Source organism: Microbacterium psychrotolerans (assembly GCF_031085295.1).
Taxonomy (GTDB): domain Bacteria; phylum Actinomycetota; class Actinomycetes; order Actinomycetales; family Microbacteriaceae; genus Microbacterium; species Microbacterium psychrotolerans.
In genome coordinates this window covers 1-11,857 of the sequence record NZ_JAVFWO010000003.1, presented here as the reverse complement: position 1 = coordinate 11,857, position 11,857 = coordinate 1, and the positions used below count along the sequence as shown (strand labels likewise).

10 protein-coding genes and 1 pseudogene are annotated in these 11,857 nt (G+C 70.5%); 3 read left to right on the top strand and 8 right to left on the bottom strand.

The window, feature by feature from the left end:
* Positions 1 to 29 precede the first annotated feature (29 nt).
* Together Q9R08_RS09235 and Q9R08_RS09230 are read right to left on the bottom strand one after the other, a co-directional pair.
* On the bottom strand, positions 30 to 1,079 hold the full coding sequence (locus Q9R08_RS09235; protein ID WP_308867712.1) for an FUSC family protein: 1,050 nt from the start codon (positions 1,077 to 1,079) through the stop codon (positions 30 to 32).
* 13 nt (positions 1,080 to 1,092) lie between these two features.
* Positions 1,093 to 1,716: a TetR/AcrR family transcriptional regulator gene (locus Q9R08_RS09230; RefSeq protein ID WP_308867711.1), complete on the bottom strand. Its 624-nt coding sequence runs from the start codon at positions 1,714 to 1,716 to the stop codon at positions 1,093 to 1,095.
* A 129-nt stretch (positions 1,717 to 1,845) separates the two neighbouring features.
* Between Q9R08_RS09230 and Q9R08_RS09225 the strand changes: the two genes are divergently transcribed.
* Complete coding sequence (locus tag Q9R08_RS09225; RefSeq protein WP_308867710.1) at positions 1,846 to 2,652, top strand: sugar phosphate isomerase/epimerase family protein; 807 nt, start codon at positions 1,846 to 1,848, stop codon at positions 2,650 to 2,652.
* On the top strand, positions 2,652 to 3,779 hold the full coding sequence (locus Q9R08_RS09220) for a Gfo/Idh/MocA family protein (RefSeq protein ID WP_308867709.1): 1,128 nt from the start codon (positions 2,652 to 2,654) through the stop codon (positions 3,777 to 3,779). The genes Q9R08_RS09225 and Q9R08_RS09220 overlap by 1 nt, the downstream gene beginning before the upstream one ends.
* 94 nt (positions 3,780 to 3,873) lie before the next feature.
* On the opposite strand, the gene iolD is transcribed toward Q9R08_RS09220, so the two are convergent.
* From iolD to iolC, 5 genes are read right to left on the bottom strand one after another with little or no spacing between them, the layout of a single operon-like run.
* A complete protein-coding gene (gene iolD, locus Q9R08_RS09215) occupies positions 3,874 to 5,787 on the bottom strand; it encodes a 3D-(3,5/4)-trihydroxycyclohexane-1,2-dione acylhydrolase (decyclizing) (RefSeq protein ID WP_308867708.1) in 1,914 nt (637 codons plus the stop codon).
* Positions 5,787 to 6,701, bottom strand: coding sequence for a 5-deoxy-glucuronate isomerase (iolB, locus tag Q9R08_RS09210; protein WP_308867707.1), 915 nt, complete (start codon positions 6,699 to 6,701; stop codon positions 5,787 to 5,789). The genes iolD and iolB overlap by 1 nt, the downstream gene beginning before the upstream one ends.
* A gap of 41 nt (positions 6,702 to 6,742) precedes the next feature.
* The gene (locus tag Q9R08_RS09205; protein WP_308867706.1) at positions 6,743 to 8,311 is read right to left on the bottom strand and encodes a CoA-acylating methylmalonate-semialdehyde dehydrogenase; all 1,569 of its coding nucleotides are present in this window, start codon (positions 8,309 to 8,311) and stop codon (positions 6,743 to 6,745) included.
* 24 nt (positions 8,312 to 8,335) lie between these two features.
* The gene (locus Q9R08_RS09200) at positions 8,336 to 9,232 is read right to left on the bottom strand and encodes a class I fructose-bisphosphate aldolase (protein ID WP_308867705.1); all 897 of its coding nucleotides are present in this window, start codon (positions 9,230 to 9,232) and stop codon (positions 8,336 to 8,338) included.
* Positions 9,229 to 10,188: a 5-dehydro-2-deoxygluconokinase gene (iolC, locus tag Q9R08_RS09195; RefSeq protein ID WP_308867704.1), complete on the bottom strand. Its 960-nt coding sequence runs from the start codon at positions 10,186 to 10,188 to the stop codon at positions 9,229 to 9,231. Before iolC ends, Q9R08_RS09200 begins: the two co-directional genes overlap by 4 nt.
* A gap of 172 nt (positions 10,189 to 10,360) precedes the next feature.
* On the opposite strand from iolC, the gene Q9R08_RS09190 reads away from it, so the two are divergent.
* Entirely contained in the window at positions 10,361 to 11,119 is a 759-nt protein-coding gene (locus tag Q9R08_RS09190; RefSeq protein WP_308867703.1) for a GntR family transcriptional regulator, read from the top strand.
* Between the two features lie 49 nt (positions 11,120 to 11,168).
* Here the strand turns inward: Q9R08_RS09190 and Q9R08_RS09185 are convergent.
* Positions 11,169 to 11,857 (bottom strand): annotated as a pseudogene (locus tag Q9R08_RS09185) (hypothetical protein); the annotation flags it as partial.

Here is an 11,857-nt window from a genome sequence, read left to right as displayed (position 1 = left end):
GCCGGCCGACGTCGAGGTCGACTGCCGCGTCAGTCCTCGCGCGCGTGGAGCACTCCCGTCACAGCGCCCAGTACGGCGCCCGCCAGGGTGTCGATCACGCGTTCGGTCGCCACCGCCACGGTGTCGACCGAGCCGGTCGCAGCACCCGTGAGCAGCAGCACCAGCGGCGTGATGAAGACCAGCGCGAGCGCGTAGTTGCGCACGATGAACAGCTCGATCGTGAACTGCAGCACTCCCAGCAGCAGCGCGAGCCACAGCGCGGGAACGGGCAGGGGCGCCAGCAGCAGGTACACGCCCGCACCCAGGATCGTGCCGATCATGCGGTGCAGTCCCCTGCTGAACGCCGCACGGCGGTCGGCGGCCACACCGATGACCGCGATGGCCGCGCCGACGATCCAGTAGGCCCGGTCGGGGTCGAGCACCAGGCCGAGCGCGATGCCGACCACCGTCGCGATCGCCACGCGGGCGAGCAGCACGCGCTGGCTCGCCGGCCATGCTGGCCCAGGGAGAACCCGGCGGAGTGGCCGCGCGGCCACCCGGCGACGACTGGGCAGCACGAGGGGGACCAGCGACACCGCGCCGGCGAACAGGATGCCGCTCGCCACCGCCGCGACGTAGGTCGCGGCATCCGCTCCCGAAGCGACGATGTGCGACGACAGCCCGTAGACGAGCACGATGAAGAGCGGCCCAGGCGGCCCGACTGCGAAGCCGAACATGGCCGCCGCGGCGGCGATGGTCACGATGGCGAGCCCGATGATGGTCGCGACCGGCGACGGTCCGGCCAGCGCACCGAGCGTCGCGGCGACGAGCAGCCCGCCCGCCACGAAGGGCACCACCCGCAGCCGCTCCAGCACCGGCAGATGGGTGCCGTACAGGGCGACGAAGGCGCCCGTGGCCGCCTGGAAGCCGAGGTCGGGGCGGCCGAGCAGCGTCATCACGGCGATCGGGACCGTCATCGCGATCGCGGCACGCAGCCCGATCCCCCACCGCGGCGCAGGTGCCGGTGCGAGACGGAAGAGGCTCGACACCGCGTGGGTCAGGTCGGCGGCGAACCGGCGACCGGTGCTCTTGCGGGGCATGCGCTCGTCCTGCTCAAGCCGACGGCTCGGCTGCTGTGCTGCCGCTCAGCAGCTGGTCGAGCAGGCTGAGGGCGGCGTCCTGCGGAGCGTCCGCGTCGAGCAGCCACTGGGTCTGCAGGCCATCGGATGCCGCGATCACGAGGGCGGCGACGGCCAGCGGGTCGACGTCGGCCCGGATGCGTCCGGTCGCCTGATTGCGGCGCACGCGCGCGGCGAGATCGGCCCGGACGCGCGCGAAGCGGGTGGTGGCGAACTCCCGTGCGGCCGGATGCCCCTCCTCGAGCGCCGAGGCCACGAGGGTCGAGTAGAGCTGCACGAGCCCCTGCACCTCGCGGTTCGACTCGGTCCAGCCGCGCAGCATCTCTACGGGCGTCATGTCGGCGTCGGCCGGATGCTCGTCGTCGCCACGACGCTCGGATTCGCGGTACACCTCGACGAGCAGCTCTTCGAGCGATCCGAAGTAGTGCTTCAATGCGGCGTGCGTGACGCCGACCTCCTCGGCGATCGCGCGCAGGCTCGTGCGGTCGGAACCGCGCCGCGCGAACACCTCGATGGCCCGGTCGAGGATCTCCTGGCGACGGGCGACGCCCTTCGCGTACGACCCGCGCAGGGCCGGCTGGTGCTCCTCATCCGCCATGCGGCCCATGTTATCGAATAAAAACCTCCACATGGAGGTTTTCGTGGTAGCGTGATGCCGTCCGGGCGATCCCCGTCCGTCGACGCCACTCAGACACACGTCAAAGCAGACATCGAAGGAGCGCGACCGATGCCGGTCCAGACATCCATCCAGCTGTTCACCGTCAAGGACGCACTCGAGGCCGACCTCGACGGCACCCTCGCCGAACTCGCCGCGCGCGGTTTCACCGCCGCCGAGCCCTATGACTTCGTGCGTCGGGCAGAGCCCCTCGCCGCCGCCCTCAAGGCCAACGGCATCGCCGCGCCCACCGGGCACGCGTTCCTCGCATCGACCTCGTTCGTGAACCCCGACGGCACGACGACCACTCGTCCCGTGCCCGCGCCGGAGGCCGTCTTCGACGCCGCCGACATCCTCGGCATGACCACGGTCATCGAGCCCTACACCGACCCCGCCCTCTGGCAGAGCCGGGAGCACATCGCCGAGATCGCGCAGCAGCTCAACGCCGCCGCCGAGATCGGCGCCGCGCGCGGCATCCGTGTCGGCTACCACAACCACGCTCACGAGCTCGAGGCGACCTTCGACGGCAAGACCGGCCTCGAGGTCCTCGCAGACCTGCTCGACCCCCGCGTCGTGCTCGAGGTCGACCTGTACTGGGTCGCCCGCGCGGGCGTCGACTCACCGACCCTGCTGCGCGCTCTCGGCGACCGCGTGATCGCCGTGCACGTCAAGGACGGCACGCTCGACCCCGAGGCCGTCGCGGCCTACCCGCCGGCCGACCAGGTCCCCGCGGGCCAGGGCGTCGTGCCGCTCGACGAGGCGCTTGCCGCGGCATCCGCTCTCGAGGTCGCGATCGTCGAGTTCGACCACTTCAACGGCGACCTGTTCGACGCCGTCGAGCAGAGCCGCGTCTTCCTCGACGAGAAGGTCGCCGCCTGATGACCGCCTCTTCCGGAGCCGTCGGCGTCGGCCTCATCGGCGCGGGCAACATCAGCGACCAGTACCTCACACACCTGTCGAGCTTCCCCGACGTGCGCGTGATCGCGATCGGCGACCTGCTCGAGGACCGCGCCCGCGCCCAGGCCGAGAAGTACGGCGTCCCCCGCTCCGGCGGCGTCGACGTGGTGCTGAACGACCCCGACATCGAGATCGTCGTCAACCTCACGATCCCGGCCGTGCACGTCGAGGTGTCGGAGGCGATCATCGCCGCCGGCAAGAACGTGTGGACCGAGAAGCCGATCGGCGTGGACCGGGACGAGTCCCAGCGACTGCTGCAGAAGGCGGATGCCGCGGGCCTCCGCGTCGGCGTCGCGCCCGACACCGTGCTGGGCCCGGGCGTGCAGACCGCCAAGCGTGCGATCGCGCGCGGCGACATCGGCCGTCCGCTGTTCGCGACGACCACGTTCCAGTGGCAGGGCCCGGAGCTCTGGCACCCGAACCCGGCGTTCCTGTACGCCAAGGGCGCCGGTCCGCTGCTCGACATGGGCCCCTACTACGTGTCCACACTCGTGCACGTGTTCGGCCCGGTCGCCGCGGTCGCCGCGCTCGGCCTCCGGGGCGTCGAGAGCCGCACCGTGAAGTCCGGGGAGCTCGCCGGCCAGGAATTCCCCGTCGAGATCCCGTCGACGCTGTCGGTGCTGATGGAGTTCGAGCAGGGCGGTCAGGCGCAGAGCCTGTACAGCACCGACTCCCCGCTGCTGCGCCACGGCGTCGTCGAGATCAACGGCACCGAGGGCACGATCGTGATCCCCGACCCGAACACGTTCGGCGGCGACATCACGATCACCCGCCCGCTCACCGAGGCGTCAGTGCGTGAGCAGGAGATCGTCCAGGTGCCGCAGGAGGGCGTACTCGCCGGTCGCGGCCTCGGTCTGCTCGACATGGCCCGCTCGATCCGCGACGGCCGCCCGCACATCGCCACCGGCGAGTTCGGCTACCACGTGCTCGACACGCTGCTGTCGATCGAAGAGGCCGCCGAGTCGCGCACCTACGTCGAGGTGCAGAGCACCCTCGGCGAGGTCGGCTCGCTGGACGCGGACTTCGACCCGCTCGCGTCGACGCTCTGACCCGACACCGGTTCACTCGAAGGCCCCCTGCCACGCGGCAGGGGGCCTTCGTCGTGACGGGACGGATGCCGCGGACCGGCGCTCCCGCCCGTGCTCAGCCGAGCAGCGGGCGCTGGGCCTTCTGCTGGGTCAGGTAGGCGTCGCGGGCGTGCTGCGTGGTGTCGAGCGTCGAGACCTCGGCCACCGGCACGTCCCACCAGCCGGCGCCGTCGGGGGCGTAGATCAACGGGTCGCTGTTGATGTGGATGAACGTGGACCGGTCGGATGCCTTCCCCTGCGCGACGGCCACCTTCAGGTCGTCGATGGCGGAGGTGCCGGGCTCGATCTCGATGACGTCGAGGCCGTAGCTGCGGGCGTTCATCGCCAGATCGACGGGCAGGACCTTGCCGCCCTGGAAGTTGCGGGCCTCGCCGTCGTACTCGCGGTACCAGGTGCCGAAGCGCTCGGAGCCGACCGTCTCGGAGAGGTGACCGATCGACGCGAAGCCGTGGTTCTGGATCAGCACCACGATGATCTTGATGCCCTCGGCGACCGCGGTCACGAGCTCCGTGTTGAGCATGAGGTACGACCCGTCGCCGACCATGACGATGACGTCGCGGTCATCGCCGTCGGCGAGGAGGCCGCGCTTGACCCCGAGCCCGCCCGCGATCTCGTAGCCCATGCACGAGAACGCGTACTCGACGTGGTACCCCAGCGGGTCACGCACGCGCCACAGCTTGTGGAGATCACCGGGCAGCGAGCCCGCTGCCTGCACGACGACATCCTGCGGGGCGCTGGACGACTGGACGGCGCCGATGATCTCGGGCTGCCCGGGGAGGGCGAGCCCCGACGGCGCGAACGCTGCGTCGACCGCGGCATCCCACTCCGCCTTCTCGCGCGCGATGCGCTCGGCGTACTCGCCCGAGACCGCGAAGCCCTCGAGCTCGAGCGCGAGCGCCGACAGCGCCTCGCGGGCGTCGGCGATCACCGGCAGCTGCGAGCCGTGCTTGTAGGCGTCGAAAGAGGCGACGTTGACGTTGACGAACACGACGTCGGGGTTCTGGAACGCGGTGCGCGACGCGGTGGTGAAGTCGCTGTAGCGCGTGCCGATGCCGATGATCACGTCGGCCTCGGCCGCCAGGCGGTTGGCGGCGAGCGTGCCGGTCGCACCGACCCCGCCGAGATTCTGCGGGTGATCCCAGTCCAGCACCCCGCCGCCGGCCTGCGACGTGCCGACCGGGATGCCGGTGGCTTCGACGAACGCGCGGAGCCGGTCTTCGGCGCCGGAGTAGAGCACGCCGCCGCCCGCGACGATGAACGGGTTCTTCGCCCCGCGGATCGCCGCGACGGCACGAGTCAGCGCACCGCGCTCAGGCAGCGGGCGGCGGAGGTGCCACTCGCGGTCCTGCAGGAACTCGACGGGCACGTCGAGCGCCTCGACCTGCACGTCCTCGGGGAGGGCGATGGTCACGGCGCCCGTCTCGACGGGGTCGGTGAGCACCCGCATCGCCGCTAAGGCGATCGAGTAGAGCTGCTCCGGGCGCTGGACGCGGTCGAAGAACCTCGACAGGGGACGGAAGGCGTCGGTGACCTGGATGCCGGTGTCCCACGGCTGCTCGAGCTGCTGCAGGACGGGGTCGGCGACGCGGGTCGCGAACGTGTCGCTCGGCAGCAGCAGCGCCGGCAGGCGGTTGGTGGTCGCCAGGGCGGCCGCGGTGAGCATGTTCGCTGCGCCCGGTCCGACCGAGGCGGCCGACGCGAACGTGGCGCGGCGACGGTGCATACGTGCGTAGCCGACGGCCTGGTGCACCATCGCCTGCTCGTTGCGGGCCTGGTGGTACGGCATCAGGTCGGGCTGCTCGACGTTCAGCTGCTTCAGCGCCTGGCCGATGCCGGCGACATTGCCGTGGCCGAAGATGCCCGACATGCCGGGGATCGTGCGCTCGCGGATGTCGCCGTCGACGGTCCACTGATGGGCCAGGAACTCCACGAGCGCCTGGCTGACCGTCATCCGTCTCGTCTCACCCATCAGTTGCGGCCTTCCTTGTGCTCGGTGAAGGGCAGCCGTTCGTCCACGCGCTGCCCGGTCCAGGTCTCGCGCACCCACGCGTGCGCGGGGTCGTCGCTGATGAGCCACTGCCGCTCGGGATCGGGGCCGGCCATGACGTTGAGGTAGTACAGGTCGTAGCCCGGGGCCGCGACGGCCGGCCCGTGGTACCCGAACGGCACGAGCGCGATGTCGCCGGTGCGCACCATCGCGTTGATGTCGATGTCGCCGGCGGGCGAGGAGTAGGTGCTGAACATCCCGAACGCGGCCTTCGCCGACGACGGCGCCCCTGCCACCGGCGTCGTCTCGAAGTAGTAGATCTCCTCGAGGCGCGACTCGTGGCCGGGCACGCGCTCGTCGTGCTTGTGCGGCGGGTAGGACGACCAGTTCTCGGCCGGTGTGATCACCTCGCACACGATGAGACGTGCGGCGTCTATCGCCCGCGGGGTGCCGAAGTTGTGCACCTGGCGGCTCGAGCGCCCCGCCCCCCGCAGTTCGACGAAGGTGTCGGATGCCGGGACGTACTGCCAGTGCCGCGGCTCGGCCGTCGGCGCCTCGGCGATCGCGACACGCCCGCGGCCACGGATCTCGGCAGTCGCACCCGTCGGGAGGTACAGCACGTCGGTCGGCCCGGCGAATACCGAGCGCCGGCCGCGCAGGCGGGTCTCCCACTCTCCCGGGTAGTGGCGGTGCAGCACGTCGAACGATCCGGCGAGCGGGACGACCATCCGCTCCACACCGCGGTCGTCGAGTGTCAGCGACTCGCCCTCTGCGATGTCGGCGACACGGATGCCGGTGTGCTGCCATCCGGGAATCGACGCGTCCACGACGCTCTCCCAACCCTCACGGGCGAGGTCGCCGCGGCGATGGAACCAGCGCTGATCCGAAGTGCTCATCTCGTGCTCTCGTGAATCGATGGTGGGGACGGATGCCGAGGTCAGTTGTTCTGGGGGAAGCCGAGGTTGATGCCGGTGTGTTCGGAGTGGTTGCGGGTGGCGGGGTCGAGCCAGCGGCTGGTGATCGCTTTCTCGCGGGTGTAGAAGTCGAAGCCGTGGATGCCGTAGGCCTTGGCGTCGCCGAACAGGGACTGTTTCCAGCCGCCGAAGGAGTGGTAGGCGACGGGCACCGGGATGGGCACGTTGATGCCGATCATGCCGACCTGCACCTCGTTCTGGAAGCGGCGGGCCGCTCCCCCGTCGTTGGTGAAGATGGCGGTGCCGTTGCCGAACTGGCCGGAGTTGATCAACGCCAGCCCCTCGTCGTAGGACTGCACGCGCACCACGGACAGGACCGGTCCGAAGATCTCCTCGGTGTAGGCGCGGGATGTGGTGGGGATGTGGTCGATGAGGGTGGGGCCGAAGAAGAACCCGTCCTCGTGCCCGTCGACGGTGAAGTTACGGCCGTCGACGACGATGGTGGCGCCGTCCTGCTCGGCGATGTCGACGTAGGAGGCGACCTTGTCCCGGTGCACGTCGGTGATCAGCGGGCCCATGTCGGGCTCGACCCCGTCCACCCCCGCGCCGTTGCCGATCTTGAGCTTGCCGATCCGCTCGGTGATCTTCGTGATGAGCTCGTCGGCGACCGGCTCGACGGCCAGCACGACACTGATCGCCATGCAGCGTTCCCCGGCCGCACCGTACCCGGCGTTCACGGCCTGGTCCGCGACCAGGTCCAGGTCGGCATCCGGCAGCACCAGCATGTGGTTCTTCGCGCCACCCAACGCCTGCACCCGCTTGCCGTGGCGCGACGCGGTCTCGTAGATGTACTGCGCGATCGGCGTCGACCCCACGAACGAGATCGAGGCCACGTCGGGGCTTTCCAGGAGACCGTCGACCGCGGCCTTGTCGCCCTGCAGCACCGTGAACACCCCGTCCGGCAGCCCCGCCTCCTGCCACAGCGCCGCCAGCCACAACGCCGCCGACGGGTCCTTCTCACTCGGCTTGAGCACCACCGCGTTGCCCGCGGCGATCGCGATCGGGAAGAACCACATCGGCACCATCGCCGGGAAATTGAACGGACTGATGATCCCGACCACACCCAGCGGCTGCTTCACCGAGTACACATCGACACCGGTCGACGCGTTCTCACTGAACGCACCCTTGATCAGATGCGGGAACCCGCACGCCAGCTCCACGACCTCCTGGCCCCGCAGAATCTCCCCCATCGCATCCGAGACGACCTTGCCATGCTCGGCCGTGATGATCTCCGCCAACTCCCGCTTGCGAGCATTCAGCAGCTCCCGGAAGCTGAACAACACCCCCTGCCGCCGCGCGATCGACCACCCCGACCACACCCGGAACCCACGCACCGCCGACGCGATCGCCGCATCGATCTCCGCCTGATCCGCCAACGCCACATGGGCCGACACCACACCCGTCGCCGGATTGAACACCGGCGCCATCCGACCCGACGACGACACCACCTCCACACCATCAACCCAATGCGAGATGACGCGGACGTCGGTGTCCGTGCCCGAGATGGCGGGGGAGGTGTCGGTGATGCTCATGGGAGGTCCTTCGTGAGGGGGTGTTCAGAGGTCGGTGTGGACGAGGCCGGCCGCGATGTCCACGGCGGCGGCGACGTCATCGTCGGGCGGGTAGAGGAGCATGCGGCCGACGGTCAGCCCGCGCACGCCGGGAAGCGACAGCGCGTCCTCCCAGGACGCGAACGTCTCGTCGGGATCCACGCCCGAGTCGCCGCCCAGCAGCAGGGTCGGCATCGTGGTGGCCGCCATGACGCGTTCCATGTCGTCCACGACGGGCAGCTTCATCCACGTGTTGGCGCTGGACGCGCCCAGGCCGGAGGCGATCGCGATCGACAGGATGACGGCATCCGTCGACAGGTCGTTGACGACGCGACCGTCGCTGCGGCTGCTGAGGAAGGGCTCGAGCATGATCGGAAGGCCCGCGGTCGACGCCTCGGTGACGGCGCCGGCCATCGCCGTGAGCGTCGAGACGGTGCCGGGATCGGCGAGGTCGATGCGTACGAGCGTCTTGGCGAAGTCGATGCCCGACGCGACCATCGTGCGCACGTCGTAGGCCGTCATGCGGTCGTCCAGCTCGAACGAGGCGCCACGCAGCCCGCCCCGGTTCATCGAGCCGACGACGATCTTGTCGTCGAGGAGGCCGAGCGCGGCGAGGTCGTCGATGACGTCGGGCGTGCCCAGCACACCGTCGACGCCGGGTCGGCTCAGCGCAGTGGCCAGCCGGTCGAGCAGGTCGTATCGGTCCGCCATCGCTGTCGGGTTCCCGCCCACCGCAAGCGCGCCGCGGGCAGGATGGTCGGCGGCGACGATGAAGAGGCGCCCGTCCCCGCGCAGCACGTCGCGACGTCGGCGACCGGTGAGGGCGTCACGGATCGCCTCCGGCCGGGTCGCCCGGATGTCGCGGAGGCGGGCGAAGTCGTCCTCGGTGAGGAACTGGGTCATCGCAGCGCCCCTGCCTCGAGGATCTCCGTGACCTCCGCCTCGACGGGCATCGCCGTCGAGCACTCCAGGCGCGACGCGACGATCGCACCGGCGACGTTGGCGAAGCGGAGGATGCGCTCGAGATGCCAGCCTGCGAGCAGGCCGTGGCAGAGGGCTCCGCCGAACGCGTCTCCGGCACCCAGGCCGTTCACGACCTCGACGAGATAGGGCGGCACGACGACGGACTCGTCCCGCGTCTTCGCCAGCACGCCCTTCGGCCCCTGCTTCACGATGGCCAGCTCGACCCCACGCTCGAGCAGCGCGTCCGCGGCGCGCTCGGGCTCGGTCTCACCGACCGCGACCTCGCACTCCTCGCGGTTGCCGACGGCGACGGTCGCATTCTCGAGGGCCCGCGCCATCTGGACGCTCGCCTCCGCGGGATCCGTCCAGAACATGGGACGGTAGTCCAAGTCGAAGACGGTGTGTCCGCTGCCTCGCGCCTGGAGCGCCGCGTGGTGGGCCGCGCGACTCGGCTCCTGGCTGAGTCCGGTCGCCGTGAACCACAGGATGCGGGCCGACCGCACCGCGTCCAGGTCGAGCTCCGCCGGTGCGACGTCGAGGTCGGGTGCCTTCGGCTCGCGGTAGAAGTACAGCGGGAAATCGTCGGGCGGGAAGATCTCGCAGAAGGTGATGGGAGTCTTCAGCGTCTCGTTCACACGCACGTAGCGGTTGTCCACGCCGAGGCGGCCGAGCTCCGCGAGCAGATACCGACCGAAGGGGTCGTCGCCGACACCCGAGATCAGTGCGACGCGCCGACCGTGCCGCGCGGCGGCGACGCTGACGTTCGCGGCGCTGCCGCCGAGGAACTTGCCGAAGGTCTGCACCTCTTCGAGCCCCACGCCGGACTGCAGGGGGTAGATGTCGACACCCAGCCGCCCGAAGGCGAGGACGTCGAAGGGTGGGATGCTCTCGGTCATACTCCGCTGTACAACTCTCCGCGGGCGCCGATCGACGCCCGCATCGGTGGACAATTTGTCCTGACAATAACACAACGATTCGCCCAGCGACACTCCGCATCATGGTCGGCTGACAAAGTGGCCGCGATGTAGCATTGTCGGGACATTATGCTGTCGGGACTTGGAGTGAGTGATGGCAGACGACGTGGTCAAGCTGGACGACTTGCTCGCCGACCTGGATCGCACCGGCCCGGTGCCGCTGTACTTCCAGGTGTCGAGCGCGATCGAGGGGGCGATCCGCTCCGGTGAGATCCCACCGGGTGCGCGCCTCGAGAACGAGATCGCCATCGGCCAGCGCGCCGGACTGTCGCGGCCGACGATCCGGCGCGCGATGGAGGAGCTCGTCGACAAGGGCCTGCTCGTGCGGCGCCGGGGCATCGGCACGCAGGTCGTCCAGGGTCAGGTCACCCGGCAGGTCGAGCTCACCAGCCTCTACGAGGATCTGAAGAACTCGCAGCACGAACCGGGCACGCTCGTCCTCGAGCACGACACCCGCCCGGCCGATCCGGTGACGGCCGAGGCGCTGCGCGTCCCCGTAGGGTCGGACATCGTCTACCTCCGTCGCCAGCGCTCCACCGACGGCGTACCCGTCGCCGTGCTCACGAACTATCTGCCGCTGGACTTCGCCGACATCACCACGGAGCAGCTTCAGCAGAAGGGCCTGTACGAGATCATGCGCGCCCGCGGCGTGACGATCCGCGTGGCCAATCAGAAGATCGGCGCGCGCCGCGCCCACGGCGACGAGCCCGGACTTCTCGATATCGACAAGGGCGGCCCCGTCCTCACGATGGAGCGCGTCGCCTTCGACGCCTCGGGCCGCGCGGTCGAGTTCGGGCACCACTGCTACCGCCCCGACATGTACAGCTTCCAGACGACGCTCGTCGCGAAGTAAGCCGGCCCGCACTCGAGCGAGTGCGGTATCCGGGTCACGATGCGGCGGATCAGCCGAAGAGGTCGCGCAGCCCTGGAATCTCGAAATTCGACAGCTGCTCGCCGATGCCCGAGACGGCCTCCCCCGCACCCGAGACGAGATCGCCCGCGCCGCCCAGGTCGACACCGCTCGCGATCGCGTCGAGGTCCACCCCACCCGCGATGGCATCGAAGTCGATCCCCGTCGCCACCGCCTGCGCCAGCAGTGGAGCCGCGACGGCGCTCACCACGGCGGCACCGGCGACCGCGCCGAGCAGCCCGCCGGCACCGACGAGCGCGGCGCTCTTCGCCATCCCACCGCTCTGCGACGTCCGGCCGCTGCGACCGACCCGCGCGAGCAGCCCGGCCATCGCCCCCGGTCGCAGCGCCTCGGTGCGGGCTGCGGCGCGCGCCAGCTCGGGCGCGTCCGCGGTGCGCGGCTGCTCCGACGGGCGCAGCTCGGAACGCATGCCCGCCTGCACCTGGGAACGCTGCTGCGGCGTCAGCCGGGCGAAGGCCTCGCGGTGGATGGCCTCGACCTGGTGCGGGTCCGACGTCTGCAGCAGGTACTCATAGCGCGCGATCGCGGCGCGGTCCGCGGCGGTCGGGGTGGCAGCACGTCCCGGCACGGCGACGGCCGCGGGCGCTGGAGGAGTGATGCCGGCGCCGGGCACCGCGGGGGGCGTGACGCCGACCCCGGGCGCCGCGGGCGGCGTGAGCC

Excerpts from the sequence above, each read along its gene's own strand:
- Q9R08_RS09235 (WP_308867712.1), bottom strand. The coding sequence starts at position 1,079 with ATGCCCCGCAAGAGCACCGGTCGCCGGTTCGCCGCCGACCTGACCCAC.
- Q9R08_RS09230 (WP_308867711.1), bottom strand. The coding sequence starts at position 1,716 with ATGGCGGATGAGGAGCACCAGCCGGCCCTGCGCGGGTCGTACGCGAAG.
- Q9R08_RS09225 (WP_308867710.1), top strand. The coding sequence starts at position 1,846 with ATGCCGGTCCAGACATCCATCCAGCTGTTCACCGTCAAGGACGCACTC.
- Q9R08_RS09220 (WP_308867709.1), top strand. The coding sequence starts at position 2,652 with ATGACCGCCTCTTCCGGAGCCGTCGGCGTCGGCCTCATCGGCGCGGGC.
- iolD (WP_308867708.1), bottom strand. The coding sequence starts at position 5,787 with ATGGGTGAGACGAGACGGATGACGGTCAGCCAGGCGCTCGTGGAGTTC.
- iolB (WP_308867707.1), bottom strand. The coding sequence starts at position 6,701 with ATGAGCACTTCGGATCAGCGCTGGTTCCATCGCCGCGGCGACCTCGCC.
- Q9R08_RS09205 (WP_308867706.1), bottom strand. The coding sequence starts at position 8,311 with ATGAGCATCACCGACACCTCCCCCGCCATCTCGGGCACGGACACCGAC.
- Q9R08_RS09200 (WP_308867705.1), bottom strand. The coding sequence starts at position 9,232 with ATGACCCAGTTCCTCACCGAGGACGACTTCGCCCGCCTCCGCGACATC.
- iolC (WP_308867704.1), bottom strand. The coding sequence starts at position 10,188 with ATGACCGAGAGCATCCCACCCTTCGACGTCCTCGCCTTCGGGCGGCTG.
- Q9R08_RS09190 (WP_308867703.1), top strand. The coding sequence starts at position 10,361 with ATGGCAGACGACGTGGTCAAGCTGGACGACTTGCTCGCCGACCTGGAT.